We start from the raw sequence: 23,351 nt of genomic DNA on the forward strand, positions 1-23,351 counted from the left end.
GGATTACTATGGAAAAGCTGTCAAATTCTTCGCACTTTCTGGATCTAGGAGGACTGGATTCACTCCGTGCTCAGGCCCAGAAAGACGAGAAGGGCGCACTTAAAGAAGTCGCCAAGCAGTTTGAAGGCATCTTCATTCAAATGTTGATGAAAAGCATGCGCGATGCTAATGAAGCTTTTAAATCTGATAGCCCATTTAATAGCGATGCCACAGCATTTTATGAGCAAATGCGTGATCAGCAAATGTCGATGGATTTATCCAATAAAGGTATGTTGGGCTTGGCGGAGTTAATGGTGCATCAGCTATCTCCTGATGATAGTCCAATGACGCCGGCTTCGGTATTACGGGGCAACACCGATAATCGGGTTAACCCCTCTATGTTTGTTAGTCAGCAAAGTGACTCATCGGTGCCGCCAGCATTACTTGCAGCTAATTCAGATGTCAATCCTCTCGCGCCCCCAGTATCTGATCATGCGGCTTTTGCTGTGAACTCTGCATCGACTAAACAGCAGATGGATTTAATCCTAGCAGGTAAGTCGCCAGCAAGTTCTATTGATAAGGCAAACGGCAACAGTTTGCCGACGGCAACCGTTTCTAACGAGGTTGCCAAACAAGTTAATAGGCAAAAAGAGCCGTTGAATCAATTTAATGACCCACAGCATTTTATTTCAGTTCTTTATCCTCACGCAGAAAAAGCGGCAAAGCAACTGGGGACCACACCTGAGGTGTTAATTGCGCAATCGGCCTTAGAAACAGGTTGGGGACAAAAAGTGATCCGCAAACAAGACGGCACTATGAGCAATAATTTATTCAATATTAAAGCGGATAAACGTTGGGATGGCGACAAAACCACGGTGAATACGCTTGAGTTTGAAAAAGGTATTCCGGTTCAACAACGTGCTGATTTCAGAATGTATGAAAATTTAGAGCAAAGCTTTACCGATTTTGTGTCGTTTATTTCACAAAACGATCGCTATCAGGATGCGCGCAAAGTGGCCAGTGAACCACGTCAATTTATTCATGCTTTACAAAAAGCTGGTTACGCCACTGACCCTCAATATGCCAAAAAGGTGATTCGAGTTATGCAATCAGTCACAGAAGGGCTTAAGTCTGTCATTCCTTTGGAGGCTAAATAATGGCCATTGATCTATTAAACATCGCCCGCCAAGGTGTACTCGCCTCTCAGTCTCAGCTGGGTGTTACCAGTAATAATATTGCCAATGCCAATACTCAAGGTTATCACCGTCAAGTGGCGACTCAGGCTGCGACTGAATCACAACGATTAGGGAATAGTTTCTATGGCACAGGCACTTATGTGTCTGATGTTAAGAGGGTGTACAACGAGTTTGCGGCACGTGAGCTACGTATCGGACAAACCAGTTTAAGTGCGGCTGAAACCTCCTATATAAAAATGAGTGAGTTAGATCAACTGTATTCTCAAATTGGTAAAATGGTACCTGCAGGCTTAAATGATGTTTTTGCCAATATTAACAGTATTGCAGATTTACCTACTGATATAGGTATTCGTAATGGCGCATTAAGTTCAATGCAGCAATTGGCCAAAACGATGAACCAAATGCAGTCGCATTTAGACAATCAAACTAAGCAGACTAATAGTCAAATTGAGTCAATGACTACCCGTATCAATGAAATTAGCAAAGAACTGGGTAACATTAATTTAGAGCTAATGAAGACGGGCGGCCAAGATAGTCAATTACTCGATAAACAGGATGCGCTGATCCAAGAGCTTAGCCAATATTCACAAGTGAATGTGATCCCGTTAGATACCGGGGCAAAATCCATCATGTTAGGTGGTTCTGTGATGTTGGTGTCGGGTGAAGTGTCGATGTCAGTTGGCGTGACCACTGGTGACCCATACCCAAATGAGCCGCGCATTACGGCAACGACAGGTAATCAATCATTGGTTATTGACCCTTCCAAATTAGGTGGTCAGTTAGGGGCATTATTTGATTTTCGCTCCGATACCTTAGTGCCAGCAAGCCAAGAGCTAGGCCAACTCGCACTGGGCATTGCCGATGCATTTAATGAAATGCAATCTAAAGGTTTTGATTTAAACGGTAACATTGGTCAAAACATCTTTCGCGATATTAACGACCCATTAATGTCATCAGGCCGAGTCGGTGAATATTCAACCAATACCGGCAATGCCAAGTTAAGCGTGAATATTGACAATGTTGGTCAGTTGAGTGGCGGCGGATATGAATTGTCATTCACAGCGCCTGGCACATATGAGTTAAAAGATACCCAAACGGGAAAAATCAGCCCATTAACTTTAAATCCACCTGGCGAATTGGTAGGCGGCGATGGCTTTACTATTAACATCGGTAGCGGCGCGATGGCGGATGGCGATAAATTTGAAATCCGCCCAACCTCGGGTGCGGCATCAGGATTAACCACTGTGATGACCGATCCTAAAGGAATTGCTGCCGCGTCCCCTAAGATTACCGCCGATGCCGCTAATTCCGGTGAGATGGATGTCAAAGTCAACAGTATCAATCGTGCAGCTGCCGGATTTCCGCTAACGGGCGGTGAGCTGACCGTAAGAATTGACAGTGCCGCTAATACCTTTGAAGTTTTTGATGCCTCAGGTGCATCCGTTGGTGGACCAAGCGCATTTACGCCACCGCAAATAAATACCGGTTTTGGATTCAGTTTTGAAATTGATGATAAATCGACAGCGGGCGTAACTGATAGTTTTACCTTTGATTTATCTTTCGCTGAAGGTGATAACTCCAACGCAGTAGCCATGGCAGAGCTGGCAGATGCCAAGTTAATGAATGGTGGAACAACCACATTAACGGGGGTATTTGAAAATACCAAGCTAGACATTGGTAATAAAACCAAAGCGGCTGAAGTACGTGCAGACTCCGCCGAAGCCATTTATCAGCAAGCCTACAATCGCGTGCAAAGTGAATCAGGTGTAAACCTTGATGAAGAAGCGGCTAACTTAATGCGTTTTCAGCAATCTTACCAAGCATCAGCGCGGATCATGACCACTGCGCAACAATTATTTGACACTTTAATTAGTTCTGTTCGATAGGAGAATTAAATTATGCGTATTTCTACCGGGCAAATGTTTCATCAAAACACGACCAGTATTCTGCAAAAGCAAACAGCGACCAATAAAATACTTGATCAACTTATGACAGGTAAAAAAGTTAACACCGCAGGTGATGATCCCGTAGGCGCGATCGCAATTGATAATTTAAAGCAAAAAAATAGTCTAGTTAGCCAATTTATGAAAAATATTGATTATGCAACTAGCCATATTCAGCAAGCTGAAAGTCAACTAGGCCAGGCTGATACATTGGTCTCAAGCATGAAAGAGTCAATGCTACGGGGTATGAACGGCAGTATGACGCAAGCAGAGCGGCAAGTGATTGCCGATGATATGCGCAAAAGCCTTGAACAGTTAATGTCGATTGCCAATACCAAAGATGAATCTGGAAATTATATCTTTGCTGGTAACAAAACCAATAATCCTCCCTTTGAGTTTAATGCTGCTGGCGAGATTGTTTATAGCGGAGATGCCGGTGTTCGCAACAGCATAATCGCCCAAGGTGTGCAAATTGGCACCAATATAGCGGGTGATGCAGCATTTATGAACGCACCAAACGCCATGGGAGATTACGGCGTCAATTATTCGCCATCGCAACAAGGCGATTTTGTGGTATCCAGTGCAAAAATCACCCCTCCGACGCCACATGTTCCTGATGTTTATACTTTTAATTTTGTTGATGATGGTGCAGGTGGTGTCAATTTAACGGTATTAGACAGTGCTTCGCCGGCAAATATTGTCACTACAGTGGCACCTTTTGATGCTTCAGCGCCAGTGAGCTTCAATGGAATAGAAGTCAAAATAGAAGGTGAGCCTAAAGCGGGTGATACTTTCACCATGGAAGAAGTTGAAGAAGTCAGTATTTTCAATACCTTGAATAAAGCGATTACGTTATTTGAAACAACAGATGTAGCTAAATCACCTGCAGGTCAGTCAGAGTTGGCACAGCTTTTGAATAACTTAGACAGTGGTGTCAATCAAATGAGTCAGCAACGTAGTTTAACGGGCAATAGTTTAAAGGTGCTCGAAAAATATACTGGAAACCACACTGACGAACAATTGATAAACACATCGGCATTATCAAAATTAGAAGATTTAGATTATGCCGCGGCCATTACTGAATTTGAAAAGCAACAATTAGCCCTTAATGCGGTGTCCAGTGTGTTTAGCAAAGTCGGTTCGGTTAGTTTGTTTGACTATATATAACAGCCATTATGCTGAATGCATGGTGACAAATTTTTAAAATCAACATTGTTTAACGGTTATTAGTCTGCGGTATCTGCCTAATGCTCATGAATAGTTGCAGCAACAAGCGCAGTAATTGATTAACTAACCTGATTAACAAATTTAGCCAAGCTCCTAAGTCTTGGCAATGCTACTAAGAGAGGAAGGTAACATGGCTATTTCAGTTAATACTAACGTCACGTCGTTAAAAGCACAGAGCAACTTAAATAACGCAAACAATGGACTTAAAACGTCAATGGAACGTTTAGCATCAGGTCTTCGCATTAATAGTGCTAAAGATGATGCCGCAGGTTTACAAATTTCAAACCGCTTAACCAGCCAAATTAACGGTATTGGGGTTGCAGTGCGTAACGCAAATGATGGAATTTCAATTGCACAAACCGCAGAAGGGGCGATGCAAGAGTCGACTAACATTTTGCAACGTATGCGTGATTTATCCCTTCAATCTGCAAACGGTTCGAATTCTGATGATGACCGTGCAGCAATGCAAAAAGAATTATCAGCATTACAAACAGAGTTAACCCGAATTTCTGAAACGACATCGTTTGGTAATCAAAAATTATTAGATGGTAGCTACGGTACTCAAAAGTTTCAGGTAGGTGCTAACGCTAATGAAACTATTTCCGTATCTCTTTCGTCAGTTGCTGCTAATAAAATTGGTAATAATGGTATATCTGGTGCGGGAAGCGAATATGGTGTTGAGGCTACTACGGCTTTAACTCAGACAACGGCGGCAGATGCGACATTTGCTATTAATGGTAAAACGATTGGCATTACAGCATTGGATGGTGCCGCAACCTTAGCGACTAAAATCAATTCATCTGGTGCGGGTGTAAAAGCTGAAGCATCAGTAACAACAACCATTAGTGGTTTAGGTCCTACTGATGATGGTGTTTTATCTTTAGTAAATGAAGATGGTACAAAAGATAGTTATGATCTTGCAACTTACAAAGGTGACTCTGCAGAACTTGCGACTGACTTAGGTAAAGCTGGTTATGATGTTAGCTTAGATGACAGTACTGGTACCATAAGTATTACGGCAAAAAAAGTACAAGGTATTGAAATTACCGGAGCCTCAGCTGGTGCTGCTCAGTTAGGGTCAACTGTTGCAGGGGCAACAAATGCGAATGTCAGTAAAACAGCTGAACTAACTCTTTCATCGCCAGAGAAAATCGTTGTGTTTGGTGCGTCTGCTGATGAGGTTTTAGGCGGTGGGATTGCAGCAACAGGTGGATCTTCTACTCTCAATAAAGTGAGTTCAATCGATATTAACTCTGCCCAGGGAGCACAGGATGCTTTATTGGTTATTGATGCTGCTATCGGTGGTATTGATGCTCAGCGTGCAGATTTAGGTGCGGTTCAAAACCGGATGAACTTTACTATTAGTAATTTAACTAATATTCAATCAAATGTTGCAGATGCGCGTGGGCGTATTCAAGATGTTGATTTTGCAATGGAAACGGCGCAGTTAACTAAAAAGCAAATTTTGTCGCAAACATCATCTACTATGTTGGCTCAAGCCAATCAGATCCCCCAAACAGCTTTGTCACTTCTGGGCTAATAGGGTTCGATATCAATGATTAAAAAAGCAGGCTATTAGCCTGCTTTTTTTAATCTTCTGTTTTTATAGGTTTTTTAATTAATAATGTTGTTTTCAGTTTTTTTTCAATCTTTTTTCTAAAGTTATTTTTTACTGTGCCGTTACAGTAATTGTAGAAGATAAGTTCCGTCTGACCTTGTTGTTCAAAGTTATGATAACTGGCAGGCACTATTTAAAGATTGATAGAGAGGCAACATCATGGCTATTTCAGTTAATACTAACGTCACTTCAATGAAGGCACAAAGCAATTTAAATGGTGCCAACAATGGTCTTAAAACATCGATGGAGCGTTTAGCTTCAGGTTTGCGAATCAATAGCGCGAAAGATGACGCAGCAGGCCTACAGATTTCTAACCGTTTAACAAGTCAGATTAATGGTATTGGTGTTGCAATGCGTAACGCTAACGACGGTATTTCGATTGCACAAACCGCAGAAGGTGCAATGCAAGAGTCAACTAACATCTTACAACGTATGCGTGATTTATCTTTGCAGTCTGCTAATGGTTCAAACTCTGCTGATGACCGCGCAGCAATGCAAAAAGAAATTTCTTCATTACAAACAGAGTTAACCCGTATCTCTGAAACCACATCATTTGGTGGTCAAAAATTATTAGACGGTAGCTATGGTACGCAAAAATTCCAAGTGGGTTCAAATGCCAATGAAACCATTTCAGTATCTTTAGGCTCTATTGCTTCAAATAAAATTGGTAATAATTCTGTTTCTGGTGCAGGTTCTGAGTTTGGTGTTGAAGCTACAACAGCTTTAACTCAGACCACTGCTTTAGATGCGACTTTTGCTGTAAATGGTAAGACAGTTGGTATTACAGCACTTGATGGTGCTGCCACTGTAGCAAAAAATATTAATGCCTCAGGCGCTGGTGTTAAAGCTGAAGCTTCTGTGACGACCACAATTAGCGGTCTTGCTGCAGGTGATGATGGTGTGCTCTCTGTAGTTGCTGAAGATGGAACTAAAGACAGCTACGACTTAGCGACATATGATGGCGATGCTGAAACTTTAGCTGCTGATTTGGGTAAGGCTGGCTATGATGTGAGTTATGACAAAGATACCAGTGTTATTAGTATCACTGCAAAAAATGTTAATGGTATAGAAATTGCTGGCGCGTCAGCTGGCGCGGCAACATTAGGTTCGTCAGTTGCTGGTGCTACCAATGCTGCTGTCAGTAAAACAGCTGAACTTAAATTATCATCGCCAGAGAAATTTACTGTAACAGGAGCTTCGGTTGATGAAGTGTTAAACCTAGCGGCAGGTGGCGGCGCATCAACTTTAAATAAGGTAAGCAGTATCGATATTAATACTGCTCAAGGTGCGCAAGATGCGCTAGCCGTAATTGACGCAGCGATTGGCGGTATTGATGCGCAACGTGCCGATTTAGGTGCGGTACAAAACCGTATGAACTTCACTATCAATAACTTGAGCAATATTCAATCAAACGTAGCAGATGCGCGAGGTCGAATTCAAGATGTTGACTTTGCCCAAGAAACGGCACAGTTAACTAAGCAGCAGATTCTTTCTCAAACATCTTCTGCTATGTTGGCTCAGGCTAATCAGTTACCACAAACCGCTTTATCACTTCTATAATATAGAGAGAGTAAGCCAATTAGCTAAACGATAGGGAGATTCGGTGACGAGTCTCCCTTTGTTGTTTAAAAACAAAGCAATTATAGCTGGTTTTGGCGTAAAAATTGCTTATGTATGGTAATCGTTGAGGTGTATCATGGACGTTAATTTATCAAGTACTTCAATTACATCGGCTAGAAAAGACAGTATGGCGCATTTAGCTGATAAAAAAGCCAATGTTGCAGAACAAGCACTGCCTGATAATGGTATCCAAACTGCGGGAGATCAATCTCGCACAGTTCAGAAGGTTAATCAAACATCTAAGGCAGATGCAGAAAATTTGCAGCAAGCAGTAAATGATATTGCTAAAAGCATGAATGTTATGCAAAAAGGTTTGGCATTTAATGTAGACGAAGAGTCAGGTATGCAAGTGGTAAAAGTGATAGATATTCAAACTGGCGATTTAATCAGACAAATACCCAATGAAGAAGCATTGGATATTGCGAAAAAATTGAATGAAGTCGCAGGTTTACTGATGAAAACAGAAGTATAATATCAGTATTTCCACATCTTAGTGCGCTTGATCGTCTAAGATAAAATAGTAATTAAACAAAGAGCAGAGGTTGTTATGGGCTTAACATCGGTCGGTATCGGTTCAGGTATGGACATTGGCGGCATTGTCACCGCTTTAGTGCAAGCTGAAAGTGCTGGTAAAATTGCCAAGTTTGATGTTAATGAAGGTAAAATTAACGCCCAAATATCAGGAATTGGCTCGCTGAAAAGTGCGATGTCTGAGTTTCAAGATAAATTAGAACTTTTAAGTAAACCTGAAACATTTTCTAGCCAAAAGGTGACTTTATCATCGAAAGATTTTTTCAGTGCGACAGTCGATAAAAATGCCGTTGCTGGCAAGTATGAAGTCAAAGTTCAGCAATTGGCACAGAGTCAGAAAGTCGGTTCAACAGTGGTGGCGGATAAAACCACACCAATTGGCGCTGGTAGTTTAACTATTGGCGTTGGATCGGGTGATAGTTTCAATATTTCGGTATCAGATACTGACTCTTTAACTGATATTATGGCAAAAATTAATGATGCTGAAGACAACAATGATGTAACAGCAACCATTATTAATGGTGAACTTGGACCTCAGTTAGTATTAGGTTCGAAGAAAACAGGTGAAGATAATTTAATTACCGTAACCGCTGCCGATACTGGTCCTGGGACGGGCTTGTCTGATACTTTTTCTATGACTGAATTGACTCCAGCAAAGAATGCTGAAGTATTTATCGATGGTGTGAAAGTTATTTCTCAGTCTAATACCATTAATGAAGCGATTACAGGCGTTTCATTATCCTTAACTGCAGCTGATGTTAATAAGTCTACTTCTATAACCGTAAGTAAAAACACTGAAAAGTCAAAAACTGCGATTACTGGTTTTGTTGAGTCATACAATACACTTATGACAACGATTAAAGACCTAAGTGGCTATGATCCTGAGACTAAAAAAGCTGGCATACTTCAGGGGGATGCTCTTCCTCGAAGTATACAAAGTCAGCTACGGACTATGATTTCATCTGAATATACCACTTCAGACGGTAGTGCAACTTTAGCTAGTATTGGTATAAAGACAACTAGAGAAGGCTTATTGGAAGTTGATGATTCGATACTCACTGAAGCATTGAATAAAGATAAAGGTAATATTGCAGAGCTGTTTTCTACCGAAGAAACAGGGTTAGCTTTTAAGATGGATAAGCTCGTTGACAATTATGTGCAATCTGGTGGCATATTAGATGGTCGTGATAACACCTTGGATGAGCAGTTAACGCGAATTGCAGATAGTCGTGAGCAGTTAAGCCGTAGAATGTCAGCATACAGTGATCGACTTTATAAACAATTTAATGCCATGGACTTGGTGGTGGCTAATTTAAACTCACAATCTAGTATGTTGCAATCACGTTTAGATTCACTTCCTGGCGTAGTACGTAAAAATAACTAAAGTAGCTTATTTTGTGTGCGTCAAATTACTGTCAATATCAAATAGTTGGATCAATCATTGGAACATCAGATTGCTAAAATCGAAGCTGTAAATAGTAAGTTACTATTTTTGCTTAAAAATATGCAAGATATATCGCCTGAAGACAACGCTGTTGAAAAGTTGGTATCTGAATTGCATTTGAATATTGAAATGCGTCAAAGTTTATTGCAAGCCTTGTTGGCTGATGAGCAATATTCCGATCGAGATTTTCTTGAAAAACAGTTTGATTTAACGCAAACACTGATTAAACAAAGCAACAAAGTGATGCAACAAAGGCAAGCATTATTGCAAAAAGAAAATTCGAATAAGCGACAAATCAATATTTATAAATCAATTGATTCAAATAGGTAGGTAGATTATGCGTGGTTCACTGCAATCATATAAAAAAGTATCGGTAGACAGTGGATTAGCTGTCGCATCTCCCCATAGAATAATTCAAATGCTACTAGCGGGTGCATTAGAGCGCTTAGCGCAAGCTAAACTGGCAATTGAGCAAGGCAATATTGAGATGCGTGGAATCTTTATTGGTAAAGCTATCGGTATTGTTAATGGTTTAAACAGCAGTCTAAATATGGAAGCCAATGAGCAAGTCGCCGGTAATTTAACCCAGCTTTATGATTTTATGTTGGTGCGCATGTCAGAAGCAAATATGAATAATGACGCCACAGCGATTGACGATGTCACGGGGATTTTGAAAATCATCAAAGAAGGCTGGGATGCTATTCCGCAAGACCAACACCACTTAAGTTCTGAACAAAACTAGTTTTTTTACTTCTTTATTTTTCATTACTTGTTTAGTCTTTAAGCGCTAATTGAGCAAAGTCAATTAGCGCTTTTTACGTTTTTTGTATGAAACACTTTGTATTGCATGAAATGCCAACAATTATGCACTAATATGAATTTAGATACTGATTTAACTATTGAAGTACTTGCTTCTGGTTCTGGCTTAATACAATATTTAATTTTGTAAATGTAAAAAATGATTCAAATTTATATCAGCTTTGTACTTTGGCAGTGAGTTTTACGTTTATCGCAAATTTTGACGAATTTACCCTTTGGTTTTTTTTACTAAACACGTAATAATACCCGTGGATCTTTATACTTATAACAAGCTTTTGGCCCCTAAATGATGCAAATTGAACAACGAATCTTAATTGTCGGTACCGTTTCAGAGCGTGTTACACGCCTGTGCTGCATTTTTGAATTCTTAGGTGAGCAATGTGACATTGTTTCGGTTGACGCCTTAATACCATTAGTTGAAAAATCGAGATACCGTGCCATTGTGCTTGTGTCTGATGGTATGGCGACCGAAAGCATTAAAAACATCGCCACTATCGCGCCATGGCAACCTTTGTTGTTGCTAGGCAATGCTCAAGTCGATACATCTAATATTTTAGGTGTTATTGAAGAGCCTATCAATTATCCGCAACTTACTGAGCTATTGCATTTTTGCCAAGTTTTTGGTCAAGCCAAGAAAGAGCAAGTTCCGACTAGCGGTAATCAAACAAAGTTATTTAGAAGTTTGGTTGGCCGCAGCCAGGGGATCGCTAATGTTCGCCATTTGATTAGTCAAGTTGCCAGTTCTGATGCCACCGTGCTGGTACTTGGGCAATCTGGAACCGGTAAGGAAGTGGTAGCGCGTAATATTCATTATATTTCAGAGCGTCGTGACGGCCCTTTTATTCCTGTTAACTGTGGTGCTATTCCGCCAGAACTACTTGAAAGTGAGCTGTTTGGTCACGAAAAAGGATCTTTCACCGGTGCAATATCTTCCCGTAAAGGTCGATTTGAATTAGCCGAAGGCGGCACACTATTTCTGGACGAAATAGGTGATATGCCATTGCAAATGCAAGTTAAATTATTACGTGTTTTGCAAGAGCGAGTTTTCGAGCGTGTGGGTGGCAGTAAAACTATTCAAACCGATGTGCGTGTTGTTGCAGCAACCCACCGTGATTTAGAAACCATGATTGCTGAAAATGAGTTTCGTGAAGATTTGTACTATCGTCTGAATGTGTTTCCTATCGAAATGCCAGCATTGTGTGAGCGACGTGATGACGTGCCATTGCTGCTGCAAGAGTTAGTTAGCCGTGTTTTTAACGAAGGTCGAGGAAAGGTCAGGTTCACGCAGCGTGCCATAGAATCACTTAAAGAACATGCGTGGTCGGGTAATGTGCGTGAATTATCTAATTTAGTTGAGCGTCTTACTATTTTGTATCCGGGCGGCTTAGTTGACGTTAATGATTTACCGCAAAAATATCGTCATATTGATGTCCCTGAATATTGTGTCGAAATAAGTGAAGAGCAATTAGAAAGAGATGCTCTGGCATCAATTTTTAATGATGATGAACCGATTGATATTCCCGAAACACGTTTCCCGACTGAGCTACCACCTGAGGGGGTAAATCTTAAAGATTTATTGGCTGAGTTAGAAATTGATATGATCAGACAAGCCTTAGAACTGCAAGACAATGTGGTGGCAAGAGCTGCTGAAATGCTGGGCATTCGCCGTACAACCTTAGTTGAAAAAATGCGTAAATATGGCATGAGTAAAGAATAAACGTTTCACACAGTTTATTTTCAAACTGACTATATACTTTAGAAAGCATACCCGTTCGGTATGCTTTTATTTTTTGGCACACTTAATGCAGTAACCCGTTAAATGTAATTCTTTTGACGGAGTCGTTATGCTAAACGCACACGCCGCAACTCAGCAGTTTCAAACAGATTTTAAGCAAAATTCGTTTTCGCTGGGATCCTTTGCTGTGTCCTCAATGCGAGTTAATAGCTCTCCTGATTTTCAACATGACGGTAAATTGACTTCTGGTCAGTTGGCCAAAGTGCAAGAGGCCGCGAATATGTCAAATCAAATGGCGCATATTCTTCAAGCTCTCCCTTCTGGAGTGGTGATTATTAATGGCGATGGTGTCGTGACGTTAGCTAATCCAATGGCGGCAGAATTACTTGGCCGACCTTTACAAGGGCTGCGCTGGTTTGAAATTATAAACCGAGCATTCTCTCCTCAAGACGACGATGGACATGAAGTATCATTAAAAAATGGCCGTAGAGTTAAGTTAGCTATCTCGCCTTTAACACCTGAACCGGGTCAACTAATTGTGTTAACCGATTTAACTGAAACCCGCTTACTACAGAAAAACTTATCACATCTTCAACGTTTGTCTGCATTGGGAAAAATGGTGGCGACATTAGCTCATCAAATTCGTACACCATTATCGGCGGCGTTACTTTATGCTTCAAATTTAGGTAATCCTAAACTGGCGGAGTCTTCTAAAACGCGCTTTCAAACTAAACTGGTTGATAGGCTTAATGAACTTGAGCGTCAAGTCAACGATATGTTGTTGATGGCAAAAGGGCGTCAAGACGCGAAAGCGGATAATGTTGCCGTTGCGCAAATCATCGATGTTGTAATGGCAAATTGTGAAGTGATTGCTCAGCGAAAATCGTGTGAAATATTTCAAGAGTGTTTAACTGATGCCAGCCTTTTAGCAAATGGTGATGCTCTGAGTTCAGCGGTAAATAATCTTGTGATGAATAGCCTCGAAGCGGGGGCGACAAAAATTAAAATTTGTGCATTTGAAGATAAAGAACATGTCATTTTAGATGTCATTGACAATGGTAAAGGTCTTGAGCCGCATATCCAACAACAGGTATTAGAGCCATTTTTTACCACAAAAGCGCAGGGAACCGGTTTAGGGTTGGCGGTTGTGCAATCCGTTGTGCGCAATCATGGTGGTAAAATTCAATTATCCTGTAAACCACAAATGGGTTGCCAAGTGAGGTTAAGCTTTCCTATGTTAAAAGCGGTTGATGAAGAGGTTAACCCACAGGAGATTAATCATGTCTGAAGCAAAATTGCTTTTAGTTGAAGATGATGCTGATCTACGAGAAGCATTACTCGATACCTTGCAGTTGGCCCATTATGAATGTGTGGATGTTGGCAGTGCAGAAGATGCGATAATGGCCTTAAAGGCGAATCATTTTGATTTGGTGATTAGTGATGTGCAGATGGAAGGGATCGGCGGCATAGGATTATTACATTATTTGCAACAGGCCCAGCCGAAATTGCCGTTATTGCTCATGACGGCCTATGCAACCATTGACAGTGCCGTGAGTGCGATAAAATTAGGTGCCGTAGATTATTTAGCAAAACCCTTCGCACCAGAAGTATTATTAAATCAAGTATCAAGATACTTGCCACAAAAACAAAATACCGATCAACCGGTTGTGGCGGATGAAAAAAGTTTAGCTTTATTAGCATTGGCTCAACGAGTGGCCACTTCAGATGCTTCTGTGATGATCATGGGACCCAGTGGCTCAGGTAAAGAAGTGCTAGCACGGTATATTCATCAGCACAGTAGCCGTAAAGATGAACCCTTTATCGCGATTAATTGTGCTGCAATTCCTGAAAACATGCTCGAGGCGACTTTATTTGGTTATGAAAAAGGCGCGTTTACCGGCGCTTATCAAGCTTGCCCAGGCAAATTTGAGCAAGCGCAGGGCGGGACGCTTTTGCTTGATGAAATTTCAGAAATGGAATTAGGCTTGCAGGCTAAATTACTGCGAGTGCTGCAAGAGCGAGAAGTGGAGCGATTAGGTGGCCGCAAAACCATCAAGCTTGATGTGAGAGTATTAGCCACGTCCAACAGAGACTTAAAAGCCATTGCCAGTGCGGGTGAGTTTAGAGAAGATTTATATTATCGTATTAATGTGTTCCCCCTTACTTGGCCTGCGCTAAACCAACGTCCCGCTGATATTTTACCCTTGGCAAGGCACCTATTAGTTAAGCATGCTAAGGCTTTTAATATTAAACCTGTACCTTCTTTAGGTGAGGTGGCAACCCGCCGTTTGCTGGCGCATCGTTGGCCTGGCAATGTTCGCGAGCTTGATAATGTCATTCAACGTGCATTAATTTTAAATGCAGGTGGGGAGATTTGTGAGCAAGATATTATTATCGATTCCGCAGATGTCAGTATGCATTTAGATGCTCAACATCCGGAAAAACCAACTGAAGCTGAAGGGTTAGGCGGAGAGTTACAAGCACAAGAGCATGTGATTATTCTTGAAACGCTTAATCAATGTAACGGTAGTCGGAAACTTGTCGCTGAAAAACTCGGCATCAGTGCCAGAACGCTTCGCTATAAAATGGCTAAAATGCGAGATGCTGGGATCCAATTACCTGCGTAGCCTCTAAAGTTGTTCAATTAATCCGCTATTCTATTGTTTTATCAACAAAGCTACGCGTAAAAGGTAGCTTTTTTGCTTTCTCTTTCATATTGGCATTCTACTTGCTTTATCCCTATTAAGAGATCTAGTTATCGTCAAATAATCGACGAATGGGAGTTCAGCATGCAGATTAACGCCAATCCATTACTTCAAGAAATGCAGTCGCTTCGTGGCGCGATTACACCTTCTAATGGTTCGAGTATGGACTCGATCATTCGTCCTAATTTAACTCAGCAAGTCAATAACACCAGCGGTGCTGATTTTGGTCAGCTGCTCTCACAAGCTGTGGGGCATGTTAGTGGCTTGCAGCAAACCTCATCAAATTTAGCGACACGCCTAGATATGGGCGACTCAACGGTGACCTTGTCTGATACGGTTATTGCCCGTGAAAAATCGGGAGTGGCATTTGAGGCAACCGTACAGGTGAGGAATAAATTGGTTGAAGCTTATAAAGAAATTATGAGTATGCCGGTTTAACCGATCACTAACACCGGCTAGCTGATGAAAAAGAATAACAGTAGGGGCATATTGTGAGCACAGACATAATGGTAGGTTCAGATGCAGCACTTAATGGCGGCATTCAGCAAGAGAATAAATCTGGCTTGCTGAGCAACATGGGCGGTGCCGATATGATGCGTCAAGTGACCATGATATTGGCGTTAGCGGTTTGTTTAGCGCTAGCCGTGATTATTATGATGTGGGCGCAGGAACCTGAATATCGTCCGCTGGGTAAGATGGAAACGTCTGAAATGATCCAAGTGTTGGACGTTTTGGATAAAAACAAAATCAAATACCAAATCAACGTTGATGTGGTGAAAGTACCCGAAGATCAATATCAAGATGTGAAATTATTGCTCAGTAGAGCAGGCATTGAAAGCAGTACTCAAAGTGATGACTATTTAAGTAAAGATAGCGGCTTTGGCGTGAGTCAGCGGATGGAACAAGCTCGCTTGAAGCATAGCCAAGAATTAAATCTTGCCCGCACCATTGAAGAGCTAAAAAGTGTTAGTCGCGCAAAAGTGATTCTGGCACTACCTAAAGAGAATGTGTTTGCCAGAAATGCCTCCAAACCCAGTGCAACTGTGGTTGTAAGTCTTCGCAGAGGCGGTTTAGGACAAGAAGAAGTTGATGCGATTGTTGATATCGTTGGCTCAGCAGTACAAGGACTTGAACCTGCTCGGGTGACAGTGACAGACTCCAATGGACGTTTATTAAATTCGGGTAGTCAAGATGGCGCTTCTGCTCGTGCACGTCGTGAATTAGAAATTGTGCAACAAAAAGAAGCCGAATACCGTAAAAAAATTGACTCTATTTTAATGCCAATTCTTGGGCCTGAAAATTATACTTCGCAAGTTGATGTTAATATGGATTTTACTGCCGTAGAACAGACATCAAAGCGTTTTGATCCAGATTTGCCCGCCCTAAGAAGCGAAATGACCATCGAAAGTAACTCTTCAGGTGGCAGTACTGGTGGCATTCCTGGCGCTCTGACAAACCAGCCGCCTATGGATGCTGATATACCGATGGAAGCCGGTGGCGCGACTGAAACCACCAAATCTTCTGACACTCACAGAGAAGCGACTCGTAACTTTGATCATGACACTACCATTAGCCATACGCGTCAGCAGGTTGGTCAGGTACGCAGAGTCAGTGTGTCTGTTGCGCTGGACTTTAAACCCGGCCCCGTAGGCGAAGACGGCGCGGTTACACGAGTACCACGAACGGAACAAGAGCTCACCAATATTCGTCGATTGTTAGAAGGCGCAGTTGGTTTTAGCAGCCAACGTGGTGATGCGCTAGAGGTTGTTACTGTCCCCTTTATGGATCAGTTAATGGAAGAGTTACCTGAGCCAGATATGTGGGAGCAGCCTTGGTTTTGGCGAGCTATCAAGTTGGTGTTAGGTGCGTTAGTTGTGTTGGTACTGATTTTAACTGTTGTACGTCCGATGCTTAAACGTCTTATTAACCCTGAAGGTGTTAATATGCCTGAAGATGTGCGTTTAGGGCATGAACTTGCAGAGATTGAAGATCAATATGCAGCAGATACCTTAGGGATGTTAAACAGTAAAGAAGCCGAATACAGTTATGCCGATGACGGTTCAATTCTTATCCCTAATTTACATAAAGATGATGATATGATTAAGGCGATTCGTGCGCTGGTTGCAAATGAGCCTGAATTATCCACTCAAGTAGTTAAAAACTGGTTACAAGACAATGGCTAATCGAAAAGAAGAGAAAGTAGAGAAAGTCGACAAGGCTGAAAAAGGCGCTTTTGATCCTGATTCTTTATCGGGTATCGAAAAAACAGCTATTTTGTTGCTGAGTTTGAGCGAAGCTGATGCCGCGTCAATTCTAAAGCACCTTGAACCAAAACAAGTGCAAAAAGTCGGTATGTCTATGGCGGCCATGCAAGATTTCGGTCAAGAGAAAGTGATTGGGGTGCATAAACTGTTTTTAGATGATATTCAAAAATTTTCCTCTATTGGCTTCAACAGTGAAGAGTTTGTGCGTAAAGCATTAACCGCCGCATTGGGTGAAGATAAAGCAGGTAATTTAATTGAACAAATCATCATGGGCAGTGGTGCCAAAGGGTTAGACTCCTTAAAGTGGATGGATGCACGCCAAGTGGCAACCATTATTCAAAATGAGCATCCACAGATCCAAACCATTGTTTTATCTTATTTGGAACCCGATCAAGCCGCAGAAATTTTTAGTCAATTCCCCGAAAACACCCGTCTTGATTTGATGATGCGAATTGCTAACCTTGAAGAAGTTCAACCCGCGGCATTGCAAGAGTTAAACGACATCATGGAGAAACAGTTTGCTGGTCAGGGCGGTGCGCAAGCAGCCAAAATGGGTGGCTTAAAAGCTGCAGCGAATATTATGAACTACCTTGATACTGGTGTTGAAAGTCAGATTATGGAAACCATGCGTGAGTCTGATGAAGAAATGGCCCAGCAGATTCAGGATATGATGTTTGTATTTGAAAATCTTATTGATGTCGACGACAGAGGTATTCAAGCACTTTTACGTGATGTTCAGCAAGATGTATTAATGAAGGCGCTTAAAGGTGCTGATGAAGCCTTAAAAGAGAAAATTTTGGGCAACATGTCTAAGCGTGCTGCGGAATTGTTGCGTGATGATCTTGAAGCAATGGGGCCTATTCGTATCAGTGAAGTTGAAGTGGCACAAAAAGAAATTTTATCGATTGCCAGACGATTATCTGATAGCGGTGAAATCATGCTGGGTGGCGGTGGTGGAGAAGAGTTCCTTTAATCACTGTGAAAATATCATTAGATAGGCATTTTAAATTGGTTGAACTATGACAGACTCAAAAATATCCAAAAAAGTGTTAAATGCTGAGGATGAACATGAGTTCAGCCATTGGCAATTGCCGGATGTGACTCTTGATAATGCCGATAAGCCTTCAAATTTATACGGTAAAAAAGCTGGCACCTACCAATCATCTGCACCTGCGGTAGAACAAGCGGTCAAAATGCCCACAATGGCCCAGATTGAACAGATCAGAGCTGATGCTGAGCGAGAAGGTTTTGAACAAGGTAAGCAAGATGGTTTTCAACAAGGATTAGAGCAAGGCCGGTTGGAAGGTTTAGCCCAAGGGCATGAAGAGGGATTTGCTCAGGGCGAAATGCAAGGTCATGAAGCCGGTACATTGAAGGCTGAGCAATTAATCGCTCAATTTACGCAGTTAATAAACCAATTTGAACAGCCTTTAGCAGTATTAGATGCCGAGGTGGAAGCCGAATTACTGGCAATGACACTGTCACTTGCTAAAGCCGTTGTGCAGCAAGAATTAAAAATGCACCCAGAACATATTGCTGCGACAATTCGTCAAGGTGTTGATGCGTTACCCATAAAAGATCAACGTGTAAAAGTAAGATTGCACCCTGAAGATGTCAATTTAGTGACAACCCTATACGGCCAAGCTCAATTAACTCAAAATGATTGGGTGTTAGAAAGCGATCCTAGCTTATCTCAAGGTGATGTGTTTATTGAAAGTTTGCGTTCCACGGTTAATTTAACCTTAGCACAGCGCATTGAACAGATTTTTACTCATTTGGACGCACAGTCTTTGCAACTTAGTCACCAAGTCAACCTTGCTAAACAGGATGATAGTGTTTACCGCTCAACGGCAGTGGATGATTTAGCCACTGCATTCACCAAAAACGACAATCAAGATGAGCAAGCTAGTGAAGTGAAGCAGGCAGAAGACGCCGGCATAGCTCACGACCTAAATGACACGTCAGTTAGGCATTCTGAGACAGCGCCACACCAAGCGAAGGGCGAGCAACTTAATTGCGCCTCAGATGAGAGTGGCATGCTCAATAGCGATAACGCCGCGGATGCAGATGAGCAAGGTGAGGTCGATGATAAACCGTCAACATCAATTACTGAATAAACTCAAAGTTCATCATCAAAGTGTTGTGCCACTGAGACCCATTGCCAGTGGTCAGTTAGTGCGTGTTGTTGGCTTAACACTAGAAGCAACCGGATGCAGAGCGCCTGTGGGGAGTTTGTGTTCGATAGAAACCATGGTCGGTGAATTGATTGCTGAAGTCGTAGGTTTTGATGATAAATTACTCTATTTAATGCCAGTCGAAGAACTGCGTGGGGTATTACCAGGTGCACGTGTACAGCCTTTAGGTGAGCAATCTGGTTTAAGTGTTGGGTTAAGCCTATTAGGCCGCGTGCTCGATGGCAGTGGTCAACCCTTAGATGGACTTGGACCGTTAACAACCAATGAGCAAGCCTCTCGCCATCCGCCTTATATCAACCCACTTTCTCGCCGCGCGATAACCGAACCTTTAGATGTTGGCGTTCGCACGATTAATGCTATGTTAACCGTGGGCAAAGGTCAGCGTATGGGGTTATTTGCCGGTTCTGGCGTGGGTAAAAGTGTGCTGTTAGGCATGATGACTCGCGGGTCGAATGCCGATGTGATTGTTGTTGGTCTAGTGGGCGAGCGTGGCCGCGAAGTCAAAGAGTTTATTGAAGAAATTTTAGGCGATGAGGGGCGTGCGCGTTCCGTTGTTGTGGCGGCTCCTGCAGATACCTCTCCACTCATGCGTCTTAGGGCATGTGAAACCTCGACTAGAATAGCAGAATATTTTCGCGACTTAGGCTACAACGTACTGCTATTGATGGATAGCTTAACCCGTTATGCCCAAGCGCAGCGTGAAGTTGCCTTAGCTATTGGTGAGCCGCCTGCAACCAAAGGCTATCCGCCTTCGGTATTTGCTAAATTGCCTAGATTAGTAGAACGTGCAGGTAATGGGGGACCTGGACAAGGTTCAATTACCGCATTTTACACGGTGTTAACTGAAGGTGATGATCAACAAGATCCCATTGCAGACGCATCGCGCGCAATTTTAGACGGTCATATCGTGTTATCTCGCCGTTTGGCTGACTCAGGCCATTATCCCGCTATCGATATTGAACAATCCATTAGTCGTGTCGCGCCGATGGTGATTAGCGCTGAACATTTAGAAGCGATGCGCCGTGTAAAACAAATGTATTCTTTATATCAACAAAATCGTGACCTGATTTCCATTGGGGCTTATTCACAAGGCAGTGACCCTCGAATTGATAATGCCATTAGATTGCAACCCGCAATGAATGCGTTTTTACGTCAAGGTTTTAAAGAAGCCATTAACTTTGAAAATAGTGCCCTTATGATGAGCCAAATAGCTGGCCAATGTCAGAATTAATCTTTTCATTGTTCAATGGTATTAGGGAAAGAGCATGGCAAGCGATCCATTAAACACTGTGCTTAAATTAGCGACTGAAGCAGAAGAGCAAGCTGCAATGCAGCTTAAATCGGCTCAATTTGAAAAACAAAAAAGACAAGGTCAATTAGATGCGTTAAATAATTACCGCCTTGACTACATGAAACAAATGAAGGGCCAGCAAGGTCAAAGCTTAAGCGCTAATCAATATCATCAATTCCATCAATTTATTAAGCAAGTTGATAACGCCATTATTCAGCAAGTCGCAGCCGTTAAAGATGCTGAACAACAAGTGGGTTACCGCCAAACACATTGGCTGGAAAAACAGCAAAAACGTAAAGCCATCGAGATGTTACTCGCCCAAAAAGCCCAAAAAGCCCAAATTGCTGAATCTAGACGTGAACAAAAAATGGCAGATGAATTTGCAATGCAACAATACATTCGCCAACGCCGTGACAAATAACGCCTTAATCCTCAATATGTAATTGGCATCTATTTTGCTTAATACTACCTATATTACAGTTAATCGTCAGTGAAGTGACGTTTCTCATTTTATTTTACGGTGTTTTTTTAACTAAAAATTTTATACGAAACGACGATTAATTTATTTTTTAGGTTGAGTTTGCGGAGCATATAGCATGCAACAGATGAGCAATATTCTTTTAGCGGGTAACAATACAAATAAGTCCTCGCAAGTAAAAGATACCATGCAAGTATCTGATAATCAGTCATTCCTTTCTGTCTTTAATCAAGCTCGTCAGACATCATCATTTCAAAATGCCGATATTGCAGACACTAAAAAGTCCTCAGAACACTCAGACATAATAAATGCAGAGCTCGACTTGTCTGAACCTTTAGATGAAGGCGATGTAGCCCTTGTATTCGCACAGCTAGATATGGCGTTGTCATTTGACAAAGTAAAAGCTGACGGAAAAATCTTGCCGCATGACGAAATAGCATCGAATGTAGAGATGATGCCAGATGAAGTGGCCTTAGACTCAGCATTGTTGCCAATATCCGATGCCGCTTTTGCCTTAGAACCACAAGATTTAGCGGCGACATCAGACATAGAAACGATAGTTGATGAGTTATCTATTACAACGATTCAGCCCCCTTTAGCGGAAGAGTTGAACTCTTCTTATATAGCTTCTTTACCAACATCCCAACTGGAACAGCTTATGACGTTTTCCTCGCTAACTGAAGCGGAGCTGGTTTCGTTATCATATGATGATTTAGCTAAAATAGTCGATGACTTTAACTTACAATCTCCAGTGATTGATAAATCCATTGTTGATTCAGTAGAGGTGGATTGGGTTGATGCTGATAAAGCGATACAAGTTGCTCAAGTCACTCAAGTTACATCGGGCTTGAGTTCGGAAAAAGATGTCAATAAAGTGATTGCTGCAGACAAGTTGGCCGCTGATTTGTTTGGAAAACAAAATCAATCATCGATTGCAGCATCTTCAACTGGCGATAAAGTAAATATTTTAGGTACAGCGACTGATTCACCGAGCACAGGTATCACACCTAAAGTAGATGCTACTAATAAAACTCAGCTTTCGGTTGAGCTGATTAAACCTAATGTTGCTGCAGCGGGCGTTACTACAGAAACGCTTGATAAAACCTTAAACTTTGATGGACTTTCTACAGTAGAAGAAAGTGTTGATACTAAGGCTTTGCAAAATCAAAGTAGTTTTACTCCCATTCATAAAAGTGATGTCCCTCAATTTCAACTAGCATTAAAACAGCATGGCGAGTCACAAGTGCAAATGCAGGAGATGATCCAGCGTTTTTCTCCCGTCATGAAACAGCAACTAATTACCATGGTAAGCAATGGTATTCAGCAGGCTGAGATACGTTTAGATCCACCTGAACTTGGCCATTTAATGGTCAAAATTCAGGTTCATGGTGATCAAACACAAGTGCAATTCCATGTTGCCCAAACTCAAACCAGAGATTTAATTGAGCAAGCTATTCCGCGTTTAAGGGAAATGTTGGCTCAAGAGGGATTACAGCTTGCTGATAGTCAGGTGTCTCAAGGTGGTGGCGGTCGAGATGGTCAATCGCAAGAATCATCGCAAGGCACAAGTCAACAGCATGATTTGGATGAAAATTCAGCATTAGAGCATTCAATGTTTCAAAATGATTCAGAGAGTTTGCAATCAGGTATAGATTATTACGCTTAAGTCGGTAACCTATAGAGATATTGTTATGTATTGTGTTAATACTCAATATAATTAACCTCTGGTATATCGCTTAAACGTGTTAGGAAGTGTAATGGCTGAAGAATTAGAACTTAATGAAACAAATACCGAACCTAAAAAGGGTAATAAACTAATCCTTTTTGGTGGTATTGGCATTGTTGTCGCAATCCTTATTGGTGTCGGAGCATGGTTTTTTCTGGGTTCTGACGAGCAATCTGTTGCAGCTGAGCCCAGTGAGTCTGCAGCGGGTTCCACTGAGCAAATGGCGTCAAAGTCTGCTGGACTTGAAGCTAATTATGTCGGCATGCCAAGACCATTTTTGTTCAATTTACCTGGGGTTGACCGAGCACGTTTAGTTGAAATTAAAGTCCAGTTAATGGTCCGTGGAACGGATGATGAAACGACAGTAAAAAAACACATCCCATTAATTGAAGATGCTTTATTAACCACCTTTAGTGGTGCTGATGTTCAGAAATTGAGTACGCAAGCCGGTAAAGACGAAATGCGTCAATTAGCACTGTTAAGCGTGCAAAATACATTGCAATCCATAACCGGTAAAACTGTAGTTGAGAAAGTATTATTTACCGGTTTTGTAATGCAGTAATCCTGACAGGATAGTTAA

General features: G+C 41.8%; 20 protein-coding genes. All 20 read left to right on the plus strand.

Features of this window, described 5'->3' with window-relative positions; all coding sequences use genetic code 11:
* Window positions 1-8 precede the first annotated feature (8 nt).
* The 20 genes from flgJ (at window position 9) to fliL (ending at window position 23,333) form a co-directional block, all read left to right on the plus strand.
* Window positions 9-1,136 carry a flagellar assembly peptidoglycan hydrolase FlgJ gene (gene flgJ / locus OHT75_RS13990; RefSeq protein ID WP_264727608.1) on the plus strand — a complete coding sequence of 376 codons (1,128 nt, stop codon included), beginning with the start codon at window positions 9-11 and terminating at the stop codon, window positions 1,134-1,136.
* A complete protein-coding gene (gene flgK, locus OHT75_RS13995; protein ID WP_264727610.1) occupies window positions 1,136-3,061 on the plus strand; it encodes a flagellar hook-associated protein FlgK in 1,926 nt (641 codons plus the stop codon). Before flgJ ends, flgK begins: the two co-directional genes overlap by 1 nt.
* A 12-nt stretch (window positions 3,062-3,073) precedes the next feature.
* Window positions 3,074-4,285, plus strand: coding sequence for a flagellar hook-associated protein FlgL (flgL, locus tag OHT75_RS14000; RefSeq protein ID WP_264727612.1), 1,212 nt, complete (start codon window positions 3,074-3,076; stop codon window positions 4,283-4,285).
* Window positions 4,286-4,475: 190 nt separating this feature from the next.
* A complete protein-coding gene (locus OHT75_RS14005) occupies window positions 4,476-5,885 on the plus strand; it encodes a flagellin (RefSeq protein ID WP_264727614.1) in 1,410 nt (469 codons plus the stop codon).
* Between the two features lie 237 nt (window positions 5,886-6,122).
* A complete protein-coding gene (locus OHT75_RS14010; RefSeq protein WP_264727616.1) occupies window positions 6,123-7,523 on the plus strand; it encodes a flagellin in 1,401 nt (466 codons plus the stop codon).
* A gap of 136 nt (window positions 7,524-7,659) precedes the next feature.
* Complete coding sequence (locus OHT75_RS14015) at window positions 7,660-8,055, plus strand: flagellar protein FlaG (RefSeq protein WP_264727618.1); 396 nt, start codon at window positions 7,660-7,662, stop codon at window positions 8,053-8,055.
* 75 nt (window positions 8,056-8,130) lie between these two features.
* The gene (fliD, locus tag OHT75_RS14020) at window positions 8,131-9,498 is read left to right on the plus strand and encodes a flagellar filament capping protein FliD (protein WP_264727620.1); all 1,368 of its coding nucleotides are present in this window, start codon (window positions 8,131-8,133) and stop codon (window positions 9,496-9,498) included.
* A 57-nt stretch (window positions 9,499-9,555) separates the two neighbouring features.
* Window positions 9,556-9,888, plus strand: coding sequence for a flagella biosynthesis chaperone for FliD, FliT (locus tag OHT75_RS14025; RefSeq protein ID WP_264727623.1), 333 nt, complete (start codon window positions 9,556-9,558; stop codon window positions 9,886-9,888).
* A 7-nt stretch (window positions 9,889-9,895) separates the two neighbouring features.
* A complete protein-coding gene (fliS, locus tag OHT75_RS14030) occupies window positions 9,896-10,300 on the plus strand; it encodes a flagellar export chaperone FliS (RefSeq protein WP_264727624.1) in 405 nt (134 codons plus the stop codon).
* Between the two features lie 363 nt (window positions 10,301-10,663).
* Entirely contained in the window at window positions 10,664-12,094 is a 1,431-nt protein-coding gene (locus OHT75_RS14035) for a sigma-54 dependent transcriptional regulator (RefSeq protein WP_264727626.1), read from the plus strand.
* Window positions 12,095-12,308: 214 nt separating this feature from the next.
* Window positions 12,309-13,400 carry a sensor histidine kinase gene (locus tag OHT75_RS14040; RefSeq protein ID WP_264727787.1) on the plus strand — a complete coding sequence of 364 codons (1,092 nt, stop codon included), beginning with the start codon at window positions 12,309-12,311 and terminating at the stop codon, window positions 13,398-13,400.
* Window positions 13,393-14,739: a sigma-54-dependent transcriptional regulator gene (locus tag OHT75_RS14045; protein WP_264727628.1), complete on the plus strand. Its 1,347-nt coding sequence runs from the start codon at window positions 13,393-13,395 to the stop codon at window positions 14,737-14,739. Before OHT75_RS14040 ends, OHT75_RS14045 begins: the two co-directional genes overlap by 8 nt.
* Window positions 14,740-14,901: 162 nt before the next feature.
* Window positions 14,902-15,255: a flagellar hook-basal body complex protein FliE gene (fliE, locus tag OHT75_RS14050; RefSeq protein ID WP_264727630.1), complete on the plus strand. Its 354-nt coding sequence runs from the start codon at window positions 14,902-14,904 to the stop codon at window positions 15,253-15,255.
* 65 nt (window positions 15,256-15,320) lie between these two features.
* Window positions 15,321-17,000, plus strand: coding sequence for a flagellar basal-body MS-ring/collar protein FliF (gene fliF, locus OHT75_RS14055; protein ID WP_264727789.1), 1,680 nt, complete (start codon window positions 15,321-15,323; stop codon window positions 16,998-17,000).
* Window positions 16,993-18,054, plus strand: a complete 1,062-nt coding sequence (fliG, locus tag OHT75_RS14060) for a flagellar motor switch protein FliG (RefSeq protein WP_264727632.1) — start codon at window positions 16,993-16,995, stop codon at window positions 18,052-18,054. Before fliF ends, fliG begins: the two co-directional genes overlap by 8 nt.
* Before the next feature lie 46 nt (window positions 18,055-18,100).
* On the plus strand, window positions 18,101-19,198 hold the full coding sequence (fliH, locus tag OHT75_RS14065) for a flagellar assembly protein FliH (protein WP_264727634.1): 1,098 nt from the start codon (window positions 18,101-18,103) through the stop codon (window positions 19,196-19,198).
* The gene (fliI, locus tag OHT75_RS14070; protein ID WP_264727636.1) at window positions 19,167-20,507 is read left to right on the plus strand and encodes a flagellar protein export ATPase FliI; all 1,341 of its coding nucleotides are present in this window, start codon (window positions 19,167-19,169) and stop codon (window positions 20,505-20,507) included. Before fliH ends, fliI begins: the two co-directional genes overlap by 32 nt.
* A 34-nt stretch (window positions 20,508-20,541) precedes the next feature.
* The gene (fliJ, locus tag OHT75_RS14075) at window positions 20,542-20,988 is read left to right on the plus strand and encodes a flagellar export protein FliJ (RefSeq protein ID WP_264727637.1); all 447 of its coding nucleotides are present in this window, start codon (window positions 20,542-20,544) and stop codon (window positions 20,986-20,988) included.
* A 175-nt stretch (window positions 20,989-21,163) separates the two neighbouring features.
* Window positions 21,164-22,711 (plus strand): flagellar hook-length control protein FliK, encoded by a 1,548-nt coding sequence (locus OHT75_RS14080; RefSeq protein ID WP_264727639.1) that lies wholly within the window; start codon window positions 21,164-21,166, stop codon window positions 22,709-22,711.
* Window positions 22,712-22,802: 91 nt separating this feature from the next.
* Entirely contained in the window at window positions 22,803-23,333 is a 531-nt protein-coding gene (gene fliL / locus OHT75_RS14085) for a flagellar basal body-associated protein FliL (RefSeq protein ID WP_264727641.1), read from the plus strand.
* Window positions 23,334-23,351: the final 18 nt, after the last annotated feature.

Source organism: Shewanella subflava, from assembly GCF_025971955.1.
In the GTDB taxonomy this organism is placed as follows: domain Bacteria; phylum Pseudomonadota; class Gammaproteobacteria; order Enterobacterales; family Shewanellaceae; genus Shewanella; species Shewanella subflava.